The 18,510-nt window shown below is 68.1% G+C and carries 19 protein-coding genes; 15 read left to right on the forward strand and 4 right to left on the reverse strand.

Annotated elements, in window-relative coordinates; all coding sequences use genetic code 11:
• Nucleotides 1-161 precede the first annotated feature (161 nt).
• Together QRM96_RS19135 and moaA are read right to left on the reverse strand one after the other, a co-directional pair.
• Entirely contained in the window at nt 162-428 is a 267-nt protein-coding gene (locus QRM96_RS19135) for a MoaD/ThiS family protein (protein WP_285320598.1), read from the reverse strand.
• Between the two features lie 5 nt (nt 429-433).
• On the reverse strand, nt 434-1,561 hold the full coding sequence (gene moaA / locus QRM96_RS19140; RefSeq protein ID WP_208294432.1) for a GTP 3',8-cyclase MoaA: 1,128 nt from the start codon (nt 1,559-1,561) through the stop codon (nt 434-436).
• Between the two features lie 255 nt (nt 1,562-1,816).
• Here moaA and QRM96_RS19145 point away from each other — a divergent pair, with 255 nt between their 5' ends.
• The 8 genes from QRM96_RS19145 (at nt 1,817) to QRM96_RS19180 (ending at nt 8,581) form a co-directional block, all read left to right on the forward strand.
• A complete protein-coding gene (locus tag QRM96_RS19145; protein ID WP_285320628.1) occupies nt 1,817-3,295 on the forward strand; it encodes a molybdopterin-dependent oxidoreductase in 1,479 nt (492 codons plus the stop codon).
• A 23-nt stretch (nt 3,296-3,318) separates the two neighbouring features.
• A complete protein-coding gene (locus QRM96_RS19150; RefSeq protein WP_133832590.1) occupies nt 3,319-4,584 on the forward strand; it encodes a molybdopterin molybdotransferase MoeA in 1,266 nt (421 codons plus the stop codon).
• Nucleotides 4,572-5,063, forward strand: coding sequence for a cyclic pyranopterin monophosphate synthase MoaC (gene moaC / locus QRM96_RS19155; protein ID WP_109044905.1), 492 nt, complete (start codon nt 4,572-4,574; stop codon nt 5,061-5,063). The genes QRM96_RS19150 and moaC overlap by 13 nt, the downstream gene beginning before the upstream one ends.
• Nucleotides 5,060-5,590 (forward strand): MogA/MoaB family molybdenum cofactor biosynthesis protein, encoded by a 531-nt coding sequence (locus QRM96_RS19160; RefSeq protein ID WP_109044904.1) that lies wholly within the window; start codon nt 5,060-5,062, stop codon nt 5,588-5,590. Before moaC ends, QRM96_RS19160 begins: the two co-directional genes overlap by 4 nt.
• Nucleotides 5,580-6,056 (forward strand): molybdenum cofactor biosynthesis protein MoaE, encoded by a 477-nt coding sequence (locus QRM96_RS19165; RefSeq protein ID WP_018763643.1) that lies wholly within the window; start codon nt 5,580-5,582, stop codon nt 6,054-6,056. The genes QRM96_RS19160 and QRM96_RS19165 overlap by 11 nt, the downstream gene beginning before the upstream one ends.
• 117 nt (nt 6,057-6,173) lie before the next feature.
• Nucleotides 6,174-6,944, forward strand: coding sequence for a 4-hydroxy-tetrahydrodipicolinate reductase (gene dapB / locus QRM96_RS19170; RefSeq protein WP_285320599.1), 771 nt, complete (start codon nt 6,174-6,176; stop codon nt 6,942-6,944).
• A 2-nt stretch (nt 6,945-6,946) separates the two neighbouring features.
• Nucleotides 6,947-7,420: a hypothetical protein gene (locus tag QRM96_RS19175; RefSeq protein ID WP_018763641.1), complete on the forward strand. Its 474-nt coding sequence runs from the start codon at nt 6,947-6,949 to the stop codon at nt 7,418-7,420.
• A 213-nt stretch (nt 7,421-7,633) separates the two neighbouring features.
• The gene (locus QRM96_RS19180; RefSeq protein ID WP_285320600.1) at nt 7,634-8,581 is read left to right on the forward strand and encodes a TM2 domain-containing protein; all 948 of its coding nucleotides are present in this window, start codon (nt 7,634-7,636) and stop codon (nt 8,579-8,581) included.
• On the opposite strand, the gene QRM96_RS19185 is transcribed toward QRM96_RS19180, so the two are convergent.
• Nucleotides 8,562-9,812 (reverse strand): heparan-alpha-glucosaminide N-acetyltransferase domain-containing protein, encoded by a 1,251-nt coding sequence (locus QRM96_RS19185; protein ID WP_285320601.1) that lies wholly within the window; start codon nt 9,810-9,812, stop codon nt 8,562-8,564. The genes QRM96_RS19180 and QRM96_RS19185 overlap by 20 nt on opposite strands.
• A gap of 132 nt (nt 9,813-9,944) precedes the next feature.
• Between QRM96_RS19185 and QRM96_RS19190 the strand changes: the two genes are divergently transcribed.
• From QRM96_RS19190 to QRM96_RS19220, 7 genes are all read left to right on the forward strand, one after another.
• Nucleotides 9,945-10,325 carry a hypothetical protein gene (locus QRM96_RS19190; RefSeq protein WP_285320602.1) on the forward strand — a complete coding sequence of 127 codons (381 nt, stop codon included), beginning with the start codon at nt 9,945-9,947 and terminating at the stop codon, nt 10,323-10,325.
• 58 nt (nt 10,326-10,383) lie between these two features.
• Nucleotides 10,384-11,292, forward strand: coding sequence for a 4-hydroxy-tetrahydrodipicolinate synthase (dapA, locus tag QRM96_RS19195; RefSeq protein WP_018763637.1), 909 nt, complete (start codon nt 10,384-10,386; stop codon nt 11,290-11,292).
• A 40-nt stretch (nt 11,293-11,332) separates the two neighbouring features.
• The gene (locus QRM96_RS19200) at nt 11,333-13,024 is read left to right on the forward strand and encodes a ribonuclease J (protein WP_018763636.1); all 1,692 of its coding nucleotides are present in this window, start codon (nt 11,333-11,335) and stop codon (nt 13,022-13,024) included.
• A gap of 200 nt (nt 13,025-13,224) precedes the next feature.
• A complete protein-coding gene (locus tag QRM96_RS19205) occupies nt 13,225-16,110 on the forward strand; it encodes an FtsK/SpoIIIE family DNA translocase (RefSeq protein ID WP_285320603.1) in 2,886 nt (961 codons plus the stop codon).
• Between the two features lie 45 nt (nt 16,111-16,155).
• Nucleotides 16,156-16,794 (forward strand): CDP-diacylglycerol--glycerol-3-phosphate 3-phosphatidyltransferase, encoded by a 639-nt coding sequence (pgsA, locus tag QRM96_RS19210; RefSeq protein ID WP_285320604.1) that lies wholly within the window; start codon nt 16,156-16,158, stop codon nt 16,792-16,794.
• Entirely contained in the window at nt 16,791-17,270 is a 480-nt protein-coding gene (locus tag QRM96_RS19215) for a CinA family protein (RefSeq protein WP_285320605.1), read from the forward strand. The genes pgsA and QRM96_RS19215 overlap by 4 nt, the downstream gene beginning before the upstream one ends.
• Nucleotides 17,271-17,435: 165 nt before the next feature.
• On the forward strand, nt 17,436-17,888 hold the full coding sequence (locus tag QRM96_RS19220; RefSeq protein WP_018763632.1) for a helix-turn-helix domain-containing protein: 453 nt from the start codon (nt 17,436-17,438) through the stop codon (nt 17,886-17,888).
• A 79-nt stretch (nt 17,889-17,967) separates the two neighbouring features.
• On the opposite strand, the gene QRM96_RS19225 is transcribed toward QRM96_RS19220, so the two are convergent.
• On the reverse strand, nt 17,968-18,498 hold the full coding sequence (locus QRM96_RS19225) for a MarR family winged helix-turn-helix transcriptional regulator (protein WP_109044898.1): 531 nt from the start codon (nt 18,496-18,498) through the stop codon (nt 17,968-17,970).
• Between the last annotated feature and the right edge of the window lie 12 nt (nt 18,499-18,510).

Below are 18,510 nucleotides of genomic sequence, written 5' to 3' on the forward strand. Positions count from 1 at the left end.
GAGGCAGAAACACCCTCCATCACCACCGCCAGATCCGCACCGATTCCCATAAACACATCATCCAACGGGGGTCCGACATTCAAGGCTGCGGCAGCGTTGGCAGGACCAGGCAGGAGGCCACCCCTCCGAATGTTGCCAGTCGCCTGGGTGTTACGGAATACCTACCCGCCGGCGAACGGGGGAAGTACGTCAACCACGTCGTCGGCCCCAAGAACCGTTGACTGGTCCCGGACGGTCACCTCGTTGAGCAGGAAGCTGCTGCGGGACAGGAGCCGGGGGAGTGGAGGGGTGCCTGCCGGCGGTTCGGCACGGGGCACCGCAAGCACAGCCTCCAGGAGATGGGCGACCGTGGAACCGCCGGGCAGGTCGAACTTTTCTTCCTCCCGGCCGGCGGCAGCGCGTGCGGCAGCGAAGTAACGTACAAGCATTCCGGTCAGCCCCCGATGGCGCTCATGCTGCGGTCCGGCTGGACGAAGTCCGGAGCGTCCAGTCCCACGTGGTCCATGCCGTGGGCTTTTGGCTTGAGCCACATGGCATCCTGCCACCGCTGCGCCAGCTCGTCATCAGCCGCGCCGGAGCGCAGCAGGCCCAGCAGGTCGAATTCCTCGCGGGAGAACAGGCAGCTCATGATCTTGCCCTCGGCGGTGATCCGGGTGCGCCGGCAGTCCGCGCAGAACGGCTCGGTGACGGAGGCGATGATCCCCACTGTTCCCAGCACCGGACCGTCAGCTTCCAATGAACCTGCCGCCCGTCGTCGGACGTCAAAGCGCTCGGCGGGGGCACCGTCACGGGCCCGGGCATCGGGGCTGAGCACATAGTCCTTGGACAGCAGGTCGCGGATCTCGGCGGCCGTGATCATGTTGCGGCGGGTCCAGCCATGGTCGGCGTCCAGCGGCATTTGTTCGATGAACCGAAGTTCGTATCCCCGCTCCAGGGCCCAGGCGAGCAGCTGCGGCGACTCGGTATCGTTGATGCCGCGCATGAGGACAGCGTTCAGTTTCACCGGGCCCAGGCCTGCCGCCCATGCGGCGTCCACACCCGCCAGGACCTGGTCCAGGAACGGCCGCCTGGTCAGTTTGGCGAACGTTTCCTCGTGCAGCGAATCCAGTGAGACATTGATCCGTGTCAGCCCGGCCGCTTTGAGCGGGGCCGCCTTCCTGGCCAGGCCAACACCGTTGGTGGTCATCGAGATGGGCAGGTCCGGATGGTTGTTCCGCAGCGCCGAGATGATCTCCACGAGGTCGTGCCGGACCAGCGGCTCACCGCCGGTCAGCCTCAGTTCCCGCACTCCCAGCTGCTCCACGCCGACGCGGACAATCCGGACGATCTCCTCAGCAGACATGACGGCCTGCTTCGCGAGCCATTCCAGGCCCTCCGCCGGCATGCAGTAGGTGCAGCGGAGGTTGCACTTGTCCGTCAGGGACAGCCGCATATCCGTGGCGCGGCGGCCGTAGCGGTCCACCAGCCCGTCCGGTGCATCCTCGGGACGGCGTGCGGGAACGCCGGGCAGCTCCGATGCTGCTTCCTCCCGCGGCTGCGGCATGCCTAGCTGGACAGTCATGGATTCAGGCTACGCCACCTTGAGCCGCGCATCACACCGTGACTGCACGGGTTCCGGTCACACCTGAGGGCCGGTGCCGGCGGGCGGTGGCAAACCTATGCTGGAGGGGTGAACGATCCCCGGGTTTCGAAGGCGGCGGACGACGACGGCGGGCGCCGTGGGGAGCAGCCGGACCGTCCCGTCCCGCACAAGGCTGCCACGGGCGCCACGGGCAGGTGGGCCGCCGCCGCGGGTGCAGCCGCCGTCGCCGGCGGCGTGGCCGCGGGGGAGTTGCTCGCAGGATTTGCCAGTCCTTCCGTCTCGCCGCTGACGGCCGTTGGCGGTGCGGTCATCGACGCGGTCCCGCCGGGCGTCAAGGACTGGGCGGTATCCGTCTTCGGGACGGCGGACAAGGCTGCCCTCCTGGCGGGCATGGCGCTGGTCATTGCCGTCCTGGCCGCGCTGGCAGGGGTGCTGGAGTTCCGCCGCGGCTACCGGGGTGCGGCCGTGGTGGGCATCTTCGGAGCCGTGGGAGCCGCCGCTGTACTCACCCGCGCCCAAATGACGCCAATCGCCGTGGCACTCCCGCTCGTGACCGCGGTGGTGGCCGTGGTGCTGCTGCGATTCCTCATCGGAAAGCTTCGCGAATGGAACGCGGGCGGCCCTGAACCGGGCGGACCGGGAAGTTCCCGTCGGAGCTTCCTCCAGGCCCTTGCCGGCACGGCGGCCGTGTCCTCGGTGGCAGGTGTGCTGGCCGGGGCGTGGCGCGGGGCAACCACTGCCGTCAGCGAGGCCAGGGCACGGATCACCCTGCCAGTCCCGGCGTCACCCGCACCGCCGGTTCCGGCGGGCGCCGACCTGGACGTGGCCGGAGCGACGCCGTTGGTGACGCCCAACCGCGAGTTCTACCGGATCGACACCGCGCTGTCCGTCCCGGCAGTCGACCCGGACAATTGGACCCTGAGGGTCACAGGCATGGTGGACCGGGAGATCCAGTTGTCCTACGGGCAACTCCTGGCCAAGCCGCTGACGGAGCGCCACATCACTATCGCCTGCGTGTCCAACAGCGTGGGCGGCGAGCTGATCGGGAATGCCCGCTGGCTGGGCTGGCCGGTCCGCGAATTGCTGGCCCTGGCGGGCCCCCATCCCGGAGCGGACATGGTGCTGTCCAGGAGCACGGACGGCTGGACGGCGGGGACGCCCCTGGAAGTCCTCACCGACACCAGGGACGCCCTGCTTGCCGTCGGAATGAACGGGGAACCCCTGCCGCTCGAGCACGGCTTTCCCGTCCGGATGATCGTCCCGGGACTCTACGGCTACGTGTCCGCCACCAAATGGGTCACCGAACTCAAAGTCACCACGTTCGCGCAGGACGCCGGATATTGGACCCCCCGGGGCTGGTCCGAGCGCGGCCCGGTCAAGACGTCCTCCCGGATCGACGTGCCCCGCAGCGGGCGTCCGGTCAGTGCAGGGTCCGTGGTCTTCGCGGGCGTCGCCTGGGCCCAACACACCGGGATCGGGAGGGTTGAACTGAGGATCAACCGTGGGCCGTGGCGGGAGGCCGAACTCGCTGCGGGCCTGTCAGCGGACACCTGGTACCAGTGGAAACTGGCAGTGGACCTGACCCCGGGGCAGTACGAGGTCCAGGTCCGCGCCACTGACCTCACGGGCAAACCCCAGGAGGAAACGGAGCGGCCGCCCGAACCTGACGGTGCCACCGGATTCCACACGGTTAGAGTGGACGTGAAATCCTGAAGTCCGCGACCGAAGGCGTACCCATGACCAGCCCAACCCCGCACGGCCACCCGCCGGAGAGCCGTGCCCGGCACCCGCATGAACATGCCCGCTCGGTTGCCGACCACGCCGCCGCCGTCGCAGCACTCCTGCAGCCGCTCCGGGCGGCGGGACGCACCGAAACGCTCCCACTCAGCAGGGCCCTGGGCCGTGGGCTGGCGGCCGATGTGACAGCGCCCGTCAGCCTGCCGCCATTCGCCAATTCGCAGATGGACGGTTACGCCGTCCACTCCGGCGACATCCCCGACGGCGGCGCGGACCTTGAGACCATGCCCCCGGTAGCCGCCGGATCAAGGCCGCCCGCGCTCGAACCGGGGACGGCGGCGCCCATCATGACAGGTGCCGTGATCCCGGCCGGGGCGGACGCCGTCGTACCCATTGAACGGGCCGTGCCGGACCACTTCCTGGAACCCGGCCGGGGCGGCACCGTCAGGCTGCCCGCCACCGGACCCGGCGCGTACGTGCGGTCCGCCGGCAGCGACATCGCGGCGGGGGAGCTGGCCCTGGCCACCGGGACCTGCCTGGGGCCGGCCCAGCTGGGGCTGCTCGCCGCGTTGGGCCTGGCCGAGGTGCCGGTCTACCGGGCGCCCACCGTCCTGCTGGTCACCACCGGGGACGAAGTGGTGGAACCCGGCCGGCCCCTCCCGCCCGGGAAGATCTACGATTCCAACGGAACCCTCCTCGAAGCCGCCATGACGCAGGCCGGCCTCACCGTCCGGCGGGCCGGTATCTCCACCGACAATCCCGATGAACTGCGCGGCCTGCTGCGTTCCGAGGGCCAAGGCGCCGATCTCATCGTCACCACCGGCGGGGTCAGCAAGGGCGCTTACGAAGTGGTGCGGCAGGCGATGGTGGATCAGCCCGTCGATTTCCTGCACGTGGCCATGCAGCCCGGCGGCCCCCAAGGCCTGGGAACGTTCGACGGCCTCCCTTTCCTCGGGTTCCCCGGTAACCCCGTCAGCTGCCTGGTGTCCTTCGAAATGTTCCTCCGCCCCGCGCTGTCCGGACTCCTGGGCGCACCGGCGGCCAGGCTGCCGCTGCGGGCACGCCTTGCCCACCCGCTCACGTCCCCCGGCCACAAACACCAGGTCCGGCGGGGCAGCCTGCAACCCGGCGGCACCGTGCGGCTTGAGGGTGGTGAGAGTTCCCACCTGATGCATGCGCTCGCGGGCTCGAACGTCCTGGTCCACGTCCCCCACGGCGTCACGGAACTCGGCGCCGGCGATGAGGTGGAAGTATGGATGCTGTGAACGCAGAACAGACCCCCGCCCTGACGCACCTGCGCCAGGACGGCAGTGCCCAGATGGTGGACGTCTCAGCCAAAGCCGAGACCACCCGGGAAGCCACGGCCACAGCTACCGTCCGGACCACCTCGGAGGTCATGGAACTCCTGGGGGCCGGGGGCCTGCCCAAGGGCGACGCGCTGGCCGTGGCCCGGGTGGCCGGCATCATGGCTGCGAAGAAGACGCCCGACCTCATTCCGCTCTGCCACCCGTTGCCCCTGGCCAAAGTCACCATCGATTTTGACCTCGGCCCCGATACCGTCACCATCAGTTCCACCGTGAAGACCCGCGGCGTCACCGGCGTGGAAATGGAGGCCCTGACTGCTGCGTCCGTTGCGGCCCTGAACGTTTACGACATGATCAAGGCCGTGGACAAGCACGCCGTCCTGACGGATATCAAGGTGCTGGCCAAGAGCGGCGGCAAGAGCGGAGACTGGGCGCTGTGACCAACACCAAGCCCCTCGGCGCCCCCGAGCCGCACCGGCACGGCGACGCCCAGGGACGGAAAGCCGGCGTGGTGATCGCCTCCACCCGCGCCGCAGCCGGAATCTACGTTGACGAGACCGGCCCGGTGATCGGCGATTGGCTGGCCGAGCACGGCTTCGATGTCTTTCCGCCGATGGTGGTCCCGGACGGTGAGCCCGTGGGCGCCGCCATCAGGGCGCTCCTGACCCAGCGTCCCGCCGTCGTGATCACCAGTGGCGGGACAGGCCTGAGCCCGGACGACCGGACTCCGGACGTTACGCTGCCCCTGCTGGATCGGGAGATCCCGGGCATCATGGAAGCCATCAGGCGGGCCGGCGCCGCAAAAACCCCGCTGGCCGCCCTGAGCAGGGGCCACGCCGGGGCCGCCGGCGCAACCTTTATTGTGAACCTGCCCGGTTCACCCAAGGGCGTCATGGACGGGCTCACCGTCCTGGACCCGGTGATCGGGCATCTCTGCGACCAGCTGGAAGGCGGACATGGGCACTGACGCGGCATTCGAGGTGGTCCGGGCAGTCCTCAGCGCGGACCCCATCTCCGTCGACCAGGCGATCGCAGCGGTGGAAAGCGACACCGCGGGAGCCGTGGTCAGCTTCAGCGGCGTAGTACGCAACCACGACGCCGGCAAGGCAGTCGAGCGGCTCAGCTACAGTGCGCACCCCACGGCACACCAGGTGATGGCCGACGTCGTGGCCCGCCTGGTTGCCGAGCAGGACGCTGCGCCGGGCGCAGGCGGCGACGCCGTCCGGCAACCCGTCCGGATCTGGGCGGCGCACCGGATCGGGATGCTGGAAATCGGCGATCCAGCCTTGGTGTGCGCGGTCTCCGCGGCGCACCGCGGCCAGGCTTTCGCGGTCTGCTCGGAGCTGGTGGACCGGATCAAGGAGCAGGTTCCCATCTGGAAGGAACAGTTCTTTTCCGACGGCACCGTCGAATGGGTCGGCGCGGACGGCTGATGCCTGCTGCGTCCGCGCACCGGCCCGGCCAAGCCGGCGTGGTTGTCCGCTCCGTTGCGAGGTAACGCACAGGGACCGGTTCCTGCGGCAACCGGTCCCGCCGGTAGGCTGGATGGCATGACCGAACAACACTCCGCCCCCAAACTGGTAGCCGTCCTGGGCGCCAACGGACGCATGGGCGCCGAGGCCGTAAAAGCCATTGACGCCGCGCCCGACATGAAGCTTGCCGCAGCCCTGGGGCGGGGTGACTCGCTGGAGCAGCTGACGTCCTCCGGTGCGCAGTACGTAGTGGACCTCACGGTTCCCGAGAGCACCGAAGCGAATGTCCGGTTCGCCGTTGAACACGGCATGCACGCCGTGGTGGGCACCACGGGCTGGGACGCGGACAAGCTGTCCGCGCTGGAGTCCGTCCTGGCCCGGCACCCGGAGACCGGAGTGCTCATCGCACCGAACTTCGCCCTCGGGTCCGTCCTGGCCTCGGCCTTCGCAGCCAAGGCCGCCCAATACTTCGAGTCCGTGGAAATCATCGAGCTGCACCACCCGGACAAGGTGGACGCCCCGTCCGGCACCGCCGTCCGGACTGCCCAGCTCATCGCCGCCGGGCGCAGCGCAGCGCAGGTGCCGCCCAGCCCTGATGCCACCACCAGCGAACGTGCCGGTGCCCGCGGCTGCGACGTGGATGGCGTCCGGGTGCACAGCGTGCGGCTCCGCGGTCTTGTGGCGCACCAGGAAGTGCTGCTGGGCGGCCCCGGCGAGCAGCTGACCATCCGCCACGACTCTTTCGACCGTGCGTCCTTCATGCCCGGCGTTCTCCTGGGCGTTCGGCAGGTAGCCTCGCACCCCGGCCTGACCGTGGGGCTGGACGGTTACCTGGACCTGGGGCTCTGAGAATGAACGGGTTCGTTGCCGGCTTTCGGAAGAACCGCACCAAGATCTGGGTGGGAGCGGTGACGCTGCTGCTGGTCTTTTACCTGGTGGTGTCCTTCCAGCGCTCACTCCTGCTCCTGGCCGACAGCAACCTCACGGCAAAAGCCATTGGCGCGGCGTACCTGGTGCTGCCCGTGGTGGGCGCGTGGGCCCTGATCCGCGAACTGATGTTCGGTGCCCGCACCGAGCAGATGGCCAAGGTCCTGGAAGCCGAAGGCGGGTTGCCGGTGGATGAGCTGCCACGGACGCCCGGCGGCCGGATCGTCCGGGCGGCGGCAGACGCCGAGTTCGAAAAGTACCGTATCGAAGCCGAATCGGCTCCGGACGACTGGCGCTCATGGTTCCGGTTGAGCTGCGCTTACGACGCCGCCGGAGACCGCAAGCGGGCCCGGGCCTCCATGCGCGACGCCGTCCGGCTGTTCACAGCCGCGTCCTAGCAGCGGCCCTTCCCGTGGCCGGCCAAACGGCCGGCGCCTGCATGTGATTCTTGCGATGGGCATTTCTGCCCATCGCAGCCGCATGCCGCCCGCGGTATGTTCGTCTGGCAACAATTTCCGGCCTGGGGGCGGAGATGGGGTGGGCGGGTTCTCCGCCACGGTCGTCCTTCGAAACCCCGTTTGCCTGTACCGATCCCGCACGAAGGACGATCAATGAGCCAGCCGCCTTACCCCCAGCCCCAATACCCCCAGCCGCCCCACAGCGGACCGGCCGTGCCCCCGGTCCCGCCGGCACCCTCCCCGTTTGGCGGGCCGTACCCAACGAGCCCCCAGGGGGAATACCAGCCGGGCGCCCACCCGCAGGTTCCCTACGACGACGGGCCGCGCAAGTCCTTTCTTGCCACCTGGCTCCTGTCCCTGCTTCTGGGCACCTTCGGGGCGGACCGGTTCTACCTCGGCAAGACCGGTTCCGCCGTGGCCAAGCTGCTGACGGCGGGCGGCCTGGGTATCTGGGCCATCGTGGACCTGGTCATGACCTTGACCGGGAACACCAGGGACATCCATGGCCGCCCGCTGGAGGGGTATCCGGAGAACAAGAAGAAGGCCTGGATCATCACCGCCGTCGTCTGGCTTGTGGGCGCTGTTACGGGAACGGTCCTGGCCATTGCCTCCATCGCCGTGGTTTCCGCTGCCGTTGAGGGCTTCAACGTCCCGGCCCAGGCGCCCCTCCCGGCCTCCCCGGCCGCACCGGCGCCGTCACCGGGCACGTCCACGGAAGCGAACTCCTCGGTGGTGACCATGTCCGAGGGCAACACGGTCAGGGTAGGAGTGCTGGATTCCATCTACACCGCCGAGATTCCCGGCATGTCCTACCTGGAACCAAAGAACGGCGGATTCCTGGCTGTGCAGGTGTCCTGGGAGACGGTGAGCGGTACCAGCTTTGCCACGCCGTCGAACTTCAGCGTCTTTGACGCGGACGGCAAGGAGGGCGAGCTGATCTACCTGGACAAGGAAATCGGTGGCCTGCAGACCGACGAGGTGGGCGCCGGTGATTCGCGCCAGGGCGTTATCGCTTTCGACGTCAAGGAGGGCCCCGTCACGGTGGTGGTCACCAATGACTACGGCGACCAAGCGTCCAGTTTCACCGTGACCCCGCAGTAGCAGGCCTCGGCAGCACGCCGCGGCCCAGTTGGCCCGCGGCGTGGCCCAGCCATTCCAGCGGGCCGCGCCACGACAACCTGGCAAATACCACGCCAACGGTGATGGCAACGGCGGCGTGTGCGAAGTACATGCCGTCCTCGGTCCAGCCGGCCGGCAACGGCTTCAGGTAGAAGTTCGACAACACCCAGACGTGGACCGTGTACAGGGTCAGGGTCATGGCCCCCGCGCCGCGCAGGGGCAGCAGCAGGTCCAGGTCAATCCACTCGGCGAGCCGCCCCAGCAGGAGGCACGCGCCGATGACGGCCGCCGCCACCGCCGAGGTGTGGAGCAGGTCAAGGGGGGTCCCGGAGTGCGGAGCTGCTGATGCCAGCCACCACCAGGAGCCGTCCTGCGGGAGCCCCGCCAGGTTTACCTGCAAGACACTGCCCAGCGGGTAGCCGGGGGCGTTGACGACTTTCTCCAGGGCGGCCAGGCCACCCCAATCCTCGATCGCGGCCACCCCGATGGCCTTGGCGGTGACGGCCACCACCGTTCCGCCCACCAGCAGGAGGACAGGGACCAGTGCCTTGGCAAGGACCAGGCGGCCGATGGCCAGGCCCACCAGCAAGTAGGAAAGCCACTGCACCACCGGGTAGTAGCCGGTCAGGAAGAGGTCGCCCAGCAGCTGGCCGGGGGTGCCCAGGTCCTCCCACCGCGGGTTGTGGCCCAGCTTCAGTGGCGGCTCCGCGGCAAGGAGCCAGGGGCGCAGCAGGTAGGCCAGCACCGGTGACGCAAGGATCCATCCCGCGGCCCAGGCGCACAGGCTTTTGGCGCCCAGGCCCAGGAACGGCAGTACGCACAGGAACAACACGGCGTAATGGACCAGGATGACGGCCACGTTCACTTCCAGGCCGCCCAGGGTAAGTCCGACGGCGGCAATCACCAGGGCCCGCAGCGCCACACCGCGGCGGGCCTTCGCGAGATCGGGACCGGACAGCGGCTGGTGCTTTCCGGTGGACAGGGCAAGTCCCACCCCGGCCAGCACGGCGAAGAGGGCCGCGGCCCGTCCGGAAAAGGTGAGGCCGATCCAGGTCGGGGTGAGGTTGGCGTTCGACTCGAACGTTGGCAGCAGGTGCGTGGCCATCATGCCCAGAAGGGCGAGGCCCCGCGCTGCATCGATGCCGCGAAGACGGCCCGGCTGGTTCGGCCCGGGGGCCTTTCGCGACCGGGTGGCCGGGGTGCGGGACGTCATGACCCGATCGTCTCACATGCCCGCGCGGCGCGGCTTGCCGGTGAGGTGACGGGTAGCCGCCGGCGGACTATCGTGCCGATGCGGTGGCGGCGCACCCTTGTGTTCGAATATATGTTCGAATAACATGGCGGAATGGACACGCCATCATCCGGAATCCCCGCCCGGCGGGAAAGCCTGCAGCCGGCACGTACCCACTCAGTCAACCTGCCGCTGAGGGCAATGAGCCCGGGCGTGGTGGACTACCTGTTCCGGCAGCTAGTGTCCGGGCGGCCGTCAGAGGACCTCCAGTGGGAGCGGGAAGGCATCGCCCTCGCGGCCCAGCCGGAGGGAGCGGAACTCGCCCGGCGGCTGTCCGAGACGGATATCGATGCCCTGACGCCCACCGAGCTGTTCCATTACGTGCGGGCCGCGCAGCGGCTCGCTGCCTGGGCGGAGGACCTCCGGCAGGCCGCCGTCGGCCGCTATTGCCACGCCGGAACAGACGCGCCGGGGCCCGGCAGCCAGGCTGTTTGACGCTCGTCACGCCCGTGGCATTGTCCTAACCAGCCGGGGACAGGGTAACGTTTTTTCCATGGCTGATTCTTCCGCGCACATCCCTGCCCTCGGTACCCTCCTGACCGCCATGGTCACGCCGTTTACCAAGGACGGCGCAGTGGACTACGACCAGGCGGCTGCGCTGGCCAGCAAGCTCGTCGACGACGGCTGCGACGGGCTGGTGGTCACCGGCACCACCGGTGAGACCTCCACCCTGACCGACGAAGAGAACCTCGGCATGTTCCGCGCGGTGAAAGACGCCGTCGGTGGCCGCGCCGCGATCATTGCCGGTACCGGCACCAACGACACAGCCCACTCGGTCCACCTGTCCAAGCAGGCCGCTGCCCTCGGCGTCGACGGACTGCTCCTGGTGACCCCTTACTACAACAAGCCGAGCCAGGCCGGTGTCCGCGCCCACTTCGAGACCGTCGCCTCCGCCGTGGACGTTCCGGTCATGCTCTATGACATTCCGGGCCGGTCCTCCATCGCGATCGAACCCGACACCATGATCCGGCTGGCCCAGCACCCCAACATTGTGGCCGTCAAGGACGCCAAGGCGGACCTCGTGGCGGCAACCCGGGTCATGGCCGAAACCGACCTCCTCTTCTACTCCGGCGACGACGGACTGACCCTGCCGTGGATGGCGCTGGGCGCCGTCGGACTGGTGGGCGTCACCACCCACGTGGCCACCCGCCGCTTCCGCGAACTCATCGACGCCGTCAACGCCAACGACCTCGGCACCGCCCGGAAGATCAACGTTGAACTCCAGCCGGTGGTCCGGGCAACCATGACCCGCGTCCAGGGGGCCGTGGCGGCCAAGCAGATTCTTAAATGGCAGGGAGTCCTGCCCAACTCGATTGTCCGTTTGCCCCTCGTGGAGCCGGACGAAACCGAGATCGAAACCATCCGCGGGGATTTGGCGGAAGCTGGGCTGGTCTTCTCCTGAGGCTAAGACCGGCACCCTTCCGCCTGGAAAGTAGTGCATTATGACCCAAACTGCCCTTACCGGCCTTGTCACCCCTCCGCGCCTGCCCCAGGGCACGCTGCGGATCGTTCCGCTGGGCGGGCTGGGGGAGATCGGCCGGAACATGGCCGTGTTCGAAATCGACGGCAAGCTGCTGATCGTGGACTGCGGTGTCCTCTTCCCCGAGGAAACCCAGCCCGGCGTCGACCTGATCCTGCCCGATTTCTCCTACATCGAGGACCGGCTGGATGACGTCGTGGCTGTCGTCCTCACGCACGGCCACGAGGACCACATCGGCGCCGTGCCGTACCTGCTGCGCCTGCGCAACGACATCCCGCTGGTGGGTTCGCAACTGACCCTTGCCCTGATCGAGGCCAAGCTGCAGGAACACCGCATCCGGCCCTATACGCTCACCGTGGAGGAGGGCCAGGTGGAGAAGTTCGGCCCCTTCGAATGCGAGTTCGTGGCCGTCAACCACTCCATCCCGGACGCCCTGGCCGTCTTCATCCGCACTGCGGGCGGAACGGTCCTGCACACCGGCGACTTCAAGATGGACCAGCTGCCCCTTGACGGCCGGATCACCGACCTCCGGCACTTCGCCAAGCTGGGCGAGGAGGGCGTGGACCTTTTCATGTCCGACTCCACCAACGCCGACGTGCCCGGATTCACCACGGCCGAGAAGGAAATCGGCCCCACCCTGGAGCGCCTCTTCGGCCAGGCCACCAAACGCATTATCGTGGCGTCCTTTTCCTCCCACGTCCACCGCGTGCAGCAAGTCCTCGACGCCGCCGCCAAGCACAACCGCAAGGTGGCCTTCGTGGGCCGCTCCATGGTCCGCAACATGGCCATCGCGGAAAAGCTTGGCTACCTGGATGTTCCCGCCGGATTGATCGTGGACATCAAGAACATCGACAATCTGCCGGACAACCGCGTGGTGCTGATGTCCACAGGCTCCCAGGGTGAACCGATGGCCGCCCTGTCCCGGATGGCCAACGGCGACCACCGCGTGGTGGTGGGCGACGGCGACACCGTGATCCTGGCCTCCAGCCTCATCCCGGGCAACGAGAACGCCGTCTTCCGGATCATCAACGGCCTCCTGAAGCTCGGCGCCGATGTCATCCACAAGGGCAACGCCAAGGTCCACGTCTCCGGCCACGCCGCCGCGGGTGAGCTGCTGTACTGCTACAACATCCTTGAGCCCTTGAACGCCATGCCCGTGCACGGCGAAACCCGGCACCTCATCGCCAACGGCAAGATCGCCATCGAGTCCGGCGTGCCCGAGGCGAGCGTCATCCTTGCCGACAACGGCACAGTCATCGACCTCCGCGACCACCAGGCAGACATCGTCGGCCAGGTGGAGGTGGGCTTTGTCTACGTTGACGGGTCCAGCGTGGGTGAAATCACCGATGCCGACCTCAAGGACCGCCGCATCCTCGGTGACGAAGGATTCATTTCGATCATCACGGTCATCCACCGCGCCACCGGCAAGGTAGTGTCCGGTCCGGAAATCCACGCCCGCGGCGTCGCCGAGGACGATTCCGTCTTCGACGACATCATCCCCAAGATCAACGCGGCGCTGGAGGAAGCAGTCCAGAACCACGCCGACCACACCAGCCACCAGCTCCAGCAGGTGGTGCGCCGCGTCGTGGGCACCTGGGTCAACCGCAAGCTGCGCCGCAAGCCCATGATCATCCCGGTGGTGCTCGAGGCCTGAGCGCCCCGCGCGGCCCGGCTGCGACACTGGGCTGCGCGGACAACGTCGCTGCACCTCCGATAAGGCCCGGTTCCCAGTGGACCGGGCCTTTTCGTGCGTCCCGCCCAGCGCATCCGCAAGCGCATCGGCAAGCCCCGGCAGGCGGCCCGGCAGCCCCGATATCCCCGGAATCACAGCATGCTTCCGGTACCGTGGCTACTATGGCCACACGTACTACTTCCGCGCCCAAAGGTACCGGCAGGGGCAGCTCCGGCAGCAAAGCCGGAAGCTCCACAGGCCGCGGAACCGGCTCCACAGCCGGCAAGACAGGGCGCGGCGGCTCAACCAGCACCGCACGCACCCGACAGCTTCCCGCCGTCGAACACCACCAGCCTTGGCTCCTGCGCGTCGTGGGCGGGGCATGGCTCGGAATCGGGCACCTGGTGGGCGGGGGAGTACGCCGGATCGGCTACGACGTCAGCGACCTCCCCGCGGACGAACGCCGCGACGGTGCCGCGCTGTTCAACCTGGCCCTGGGTGTGTTCATTGCCACGTTCGCCTGGTGGGGCCTGACGGGCTGGTTCCCGGACGCCGTCTACGCCGTGGTCAACGGAACCTTCGGCTGGCTCTCCCTGCTGCTCCCGCTCATGCTCTTTGTCTGCGCGTTCCGCCTGTTCAGGCGCCCCTCGGACGGCCGGGGCAACAATCGGGTGGGCATCGGCTTCCTTATCATGACCTTCGCCGGGTGCGGCCTGGCCCACATCCTCGGCGGCCAGCCCACGGTTGCCGATGGCTTCGACGGCCTCCGCAAAGCCGGCGGCATGCTCGGCTTCCTGGCCGCCAGTCCCTTGGCCGCCATCCATCCCGCCGTGCCGGCGGCACTCTACGGGCTGCTGGCCTTCGTTTCGCTGCTGATCATCACGGCCACCCCGTTCACCGCCATCCCGCGCCGCCTTCGCGGAGCCTACGAGCACCTCATGGGCATCGACCTGATGGACCAGGAGCCCGGCGACACCCACGACCGCAGCTACCTCGAACGCACCCCAGCCGCTGAACCCAAAAAGAAAAAGCGCAGGCTGTTCGGCAAGGACCAGGAGCCCGACGCCGGCCTTGAAGGCTACGTGGGCGACGAAGCCTTCGAACATGCGGTCATCGACGACGACGAGCCGGAGCCCGCACGGCCCGCACCCGGCGTCCGGCGCCCCACCCAGGCGGAGATCGCCGTCGAAAAAATCAAGGCGGCGCAGGGCCTGGGCGCAGGAGCGGCGCCTCCCGCGGAGAACGCCACCGAGGCCATCCCGCTGGTCATTCCCGGCGCCGCGGCTCCCGGGAAACCGGCCGCCGCACCCACGGTGCCCTCGAATCCGGTAGCGCCCGCTCCGCCACCGGTGCCCATCCCGCAGCGCACCGAGCAACTTTCCCTCGCCGGGGACGTCACCTACACGCTCCCCGCCTCGGACTACCTGACCCCCGGGTCCATCCCGAAGGAACGCACCGAGGCCAATGACGCCGTCGTCGCCGCCCTGACCGACACCCTCACGCAGTTCAACGTCGATGCCACCGTCACCGGCTTCAGCCGCGGCCCCACGGTCACCCGGTACGAAATCGAACTCTCACCCGGCACCAAGGTGGAACGCGTCACCGCGCTGTCCAAGAACATCTCCTACGCGGTCGCCAGCTCCGACGTCCGGATCCTCAGCCCCATCCCCGGCAAGTCCGCGATCGGCATCGAGATCCCCAACACGGACCGCGAAACCGTCTCCCTGGGCGACGTCCTCCGCAGCCAGAACGCCCGCCGCACGGACCACCCCATGGTGATGGGCGTGGGCAAGGACGTCGAAGGCGGCTACGTGGTGGCCAACCTCGCCAAGATGCCGCACCTCCTGGTCGCCGGTGCCACCGGTGCCGGTAAGTCCTCGTTCGTGAACTCGATGATCACCTCGATCCTGATGCGCGCCACCCCGGACGAGGTGCGCATGGTCATGGTGGACCCCAAGCGCGTGGAATTGACCGCCTACGAGGGCGTCCCGCACCTGATCACCCCCATCATCACCAACCCCAAGAAGGCCGCCGAGGCGCTGCAGTGGGTGGTCCGCGAGATGGACGCCCGCTACGACGACCTCGCCAACTACGGCTTCAAGCACATCGACGACTTCAACAAGGCCGTCCGCGCCGGGAAGGTCCACCCGCCGGTGGACTCCAAGCGCGTCATCCGCCCCTACCCGTACCTGCTGGTGATCGTGGACGAACTCGCCGACCTGATGATGGTGGCCCCGCGCGACGTCGAAGACTCGATCGTCCGCATCACCCAGCTGGCCCGCGCCGCCGGCATCCACTTGGTGCTGGCCACCCAGCGGCCCTCGGTGGATGTCGTCACCGGCCTGATCAAGGCCAACGTGCCGTCCCGGATGGCCTTCGCAACGTCGTCCGTCACCGACTCCCGCGTGGTCCTGGACCAGCCCGGGGCGGAGAAGCTGATCGGCCAGGGCGACGCGCTCTTCCTGCCGATGGGTGCTTCCAAAGCGATGCGCGTCCAAGGCGCCTGGGTCACCGAGTCGGAGATCCACAAGGTGGTGGAGCACGTCAAGGGACAGCTCCAGGCCGTCTACCGGGATGACGTCGCCCCCGAGGCGGAAAAGAAGCAGATCGACGACGACATCGGCGATGACCTCGAGGTGCTGCTGCAGGCCACGGAACTCGTGGTCACCACGCAGTTCGGCTCCACCTCCATGCTGCAGCGCAAGCTCCGGGTGGGGTTCGCCAAGGCCGGCCGGCTCATGGACCTGCTCGAGTCCAGGGGAGTGGTGGGCCCTTCCGAGGGCTCCAAGGCCCGCGACGTGCTGGTCAAGCCGGACGACCTCGCGGCCGTGCTGGCCGCGATGAAGGGCCAGGACGCACCGGCCGCCCCGGATTCGCAGACAGCCGCGCTCAGTGACAATGCCAACGCCAACATCGCACAGGGCGGCTACGCAGAGGACCTGGTGGCCGCGGACCTGGACAAACGGAAGCAGAACGTCGAGTACTACGACGGCTCCGATTCCGCTCCCGGCGGGTACGGGGATGACGACGACGGCTCCGAGGACGCCTGGTCGCTGACCGGACGGTAGGGCCGCGCCGGCGTTGCGGCAGCCCCGGGAAGGTAGCCTAGGTACGTGACTAGCACCGATGCCACCGCCGCCGGCCCGCGCCGTGCCGGGGTCTGGAACCTTCCCAACGTCCTGACCATGATCCGCATCGCGCTGGTCCCGTTCTTCGTGTGGTTCCTTGTGGCGGATGCCCCCGGCCTGCGCAGTGAGGCCGGGCCGTGGCGCTGGGCCGCGGTGGCGGCGTTCGCCGTCGCCATCTACACGGACAAGCTCGACGGCGATATCGCCAGGAGCCGGAACCTCGTCACGGACTTCGGCAAGATCGCCGACCCCATCGCGGACAAACTGCTCATCGGATCGGCCCTGGTCATGCTTTCCCTGCTGGGTGAACTGCCGTGGTGGGCAACGCTGGTGATCCTGGTCCGGGAATGGGGAATCACGGCCCTGCGCTTCTTCGTCATCCGCTATGGGGTCATTCCCGCTTCCCGCGGCGGAAAGCTCAAGACCGTCGTGCAGACCGCAGCGATCTTCCTGTATTTGCTCCCCTTGGGCGCCTTTGCGCCGTGGCTGGTGTGGGTTGCTTTCGCCGTCATGATGGCGGCGCTGGCCATCACCGTGTGGACCGGCGTTGAGTATGTCATCGAAGCCCTGCGCCTGCGCGCGAAGGGGCGGCAGGCAGGAACGGCGAAAGGACAGGAACCGTGAGCAACCTCCACCATCTCGCCGGACAGGCCGTGCGGCAGGCACTTGACGCGGGACTGACCGTTGCCACGGCAGAGTCCCTGACCGCCGGCATGGTCTCCGCCGTCCTCGCCGACACCCCCGGCGCCTCCGGCATGCTTCAGGGCGGCGTCGTGGCGTACCAGAACTCGGTCAAGGAAGGCGTACTCCTCGTCCCCGCCGGGCTCCTGGCAAGGGTCGGCTCCGTCGACCCGGACGTCGCCCGCGCCATGGCGGCAGGAGCCCGCGACGTCCTGGGCGCCCACCTCGGGGTTTCCACCACCGGCGTGGCCGGTCCGGAGCCGCACGACGGCAAACCCGTAGGGCGGGTCTATGTGGGGATTGCCACCGCCGCCGGTACCGCGGCATTTGAATACTCCTTCACCGGCAGCAGGCCTGATATCCGCGCCGAAGCGTGTGCGGCGGCCCTCGAAAGACTCCTCGAGGCGATCTCCGCCTGACGCTTGCCCGCTCAAGTTACCGCACGTAAAGTTGCCGGGAACAAAAGCCGGTACCGATTAGTTATTACATTGTGTCGCTTCCGGAGAGCGGAGGCGCCTAGGATGAAACGACCAGACGGTCCGCCTTTCGGCGGACCTGACCAATGAGGGAGCAAGGCGATACAGATGGTAAAGCAGCCCGTATCCGTAAACGGCGTTGTCCGCTGGAAGGATGTGGGCCTCGCCGAACAGGCTAAGAGCGAACAGAAGGAGCGCAAGATGGTGGTACTTCGTCACGAAATCGGTGATGTGCTGCGCGATGTCCGCCAGCGTCAGGGGCGCACGCTCCGTGAAGTTTCGCACAGCGCCCGCGTTTCCCTGGGGTACCTCAGCGAAGTGGAGCGTGGCCAGAAGGAAGCCTCGTCGGAGCTCCTGTCCTCGATTTGCTCGGCCCTGGACGTGCCGTTGTCCAGCATGCTTCGGGAGGTCAGCGACCGGGTGGCGGTAGCCGAGGGCGTTGCAGTTCCGGACACCGTACCGCAGGAATTCTCCCAGCGTTACGGCCGTGACCTGGAACGCGACCTCAACGCTGAACTGAACGACGAACTCTCCACAGGCCTTCTCTCCGGCGCCCGTTAGGGGCAGCCCCCACCCGTTGGGTGGGCCGTGGAACCAGGAAGCCCCCGGCATGGCCGGGGGCTTCCTTGCGTGAAGGCGGTTAGCTCTCCTGTGCCGGCGACGCGCCCGGTGCTTCCTTCGGGAATCCGTCGGGCTCGTAGGTGGCGTTCAGCTTGGCCATGTAGCGGGCCAGCTCCTGCAGGTCCTCCACCGGCCATTCCCGCAGCCGTTCCTGAAAGACCTGGCGCCGGGCGTCCTGGACCTGGTGCATCTTTTCCTCCCCCTTGGGCGTCAGCCGGATGGCCTGCGCCCGGCGGTCCAGCGGATCGGCCTCCTTGGAAACCAGCCCCAGGCCTTCAAGGAATGCGATCTGCCGGCTGACGGAGGGCTTGCCCACCCCGATGTTCATTGCCAGTTCGGTCAGCCGGATGGGCCCCTCCCGGCGGATCACGGTCAACAGCCCGTACGCCGCAGGCTCCATGTCCGGGTGCACTTCCCGGGACAGCTGGTTCGAGATGGCCCGGGCCCGCCGCCAAAAAAGACTGATCTGGTGTTCGACGTTCTGCAGGGCCGTGTCGGCGGCAGCCTCGATTGAAACATCAGCCGGCGTGCCATCGGGGGAGTTGCTCATGGCAACAATTCT

Source organism: Pseudarthrobacter sp. lyk4-40-TYG-27, from assembly GCF_030209295.1.
In the GTDB taxonomy this organism is placed as follows: Bacteria; Actinomycetota; Actinomycetes; order Actinomycetales; family Micrococcaceae; genus Arthrobacter.

Bases quoted from the DNA above. Each gene is read 5' to 3' on its own strand.
- moaA (WP_208294432.1), bottom strand. From the start codon at position 1,561: ATGACTGTCCAGCTAGGCATGCCGCAGCCGCGGGAGGAAGCAGCATCG.
- QRM96_RS19220 (WP_018763632.1), top strand. From the start codon at position 17,436: ATGGTAAAGCAGCCCGTATCCGTAAACGGCGTTGTCCGCTGGAAGGAT.
- dapB (WP_285320599.1), top strand. From the start codon at position 6,174: ATGACCGAACAACACTCCGCCCCCAAACTGGTAGCCGTCCTGGGCGCC.
- moaC (WP_109044905.1), top strand. From the start codon at position 4,572: ATGGATGCTGTGAACGCAGAACAGACCCCCGCCCTGACGCACCTGCGC.
- dapA (WP_018763637.1), top strand. From the start codon at position 10,384: ATGGCTGATTCTTCCGCGCACATCCCTGCCCTCGGTACCCTCCTGACC.
- QRM96_RS19185 (WP_285320601.1), bottom strand. From the start codon at position 9,812: ATGACGTCCCGCACCCCGGCCACCCGGTCGCGAAAGGCCCCCGGGCCG.
- QRM96_RS19190 (WP_285320602.1), top strand. From the start codon at position 9,945: ATGGACACGCCATCATCCGGAATCCCCGCCCGGCGGGAAAGCCTGCAG.
- QRM96_RS19225 (WP_109044898.1), bottom strand. From the start codon at position 18,498: ATGAGCAACTCCCCCGATGGCACGCCGGCTGATGTTTCAATCGAGGCT.
- QRM96_RS19165 (WP_018763643.1), top strand. From the start codon at position 5,580: ATGGGCACTGACGCGGCATTCGAGGTGGTCCGGGCAGTCCTCAGCGCG.
- QRM96_RS19135 (WP_285320598.1), bottom strand. From the start codon at position 428: ATGCTTGTACGTTACTTCGCTGCCGCACGCGCTGCCGCCGGCCGGGAG.
- QRM96_RS19205 (WP_285320603.1), top strand. From the start codon at position 13,225: ATGGCCACACGTACTACTTCCGCGCCCAAAGGTACCGGCAGGGGCAGC.
- QRM96_RS19175 (WP_018763641.1), top strand. From the start codon at position 6,947: ATGAACGGGTTCGTTGCCGGCTTTCGGAAGAACCGCACCAAGATCTGG.
- QRM96_RS19200 (WP_018763636.1), top strand. From the start codon at position 11,333: ATGACCCAAACTGCCCTTACCGGCCTTGTCACCCCTCCGCGCCTGCCC.
- QRM96_RS19150 (WP_133832590.1), top strand. From the start codon at position 3,319: ATGACCAGCCCAACCCCGCACGGCCACCCGCCGGAGAGCCGTGCCCGG.
- QRM96_RS19180 (WP_285320600.1), top strand. From the start codon at position 7,634: ATGAGCCAGCCGCCTTACCCCCAGCCCCAATACCCCCAGCCGCCCCAC.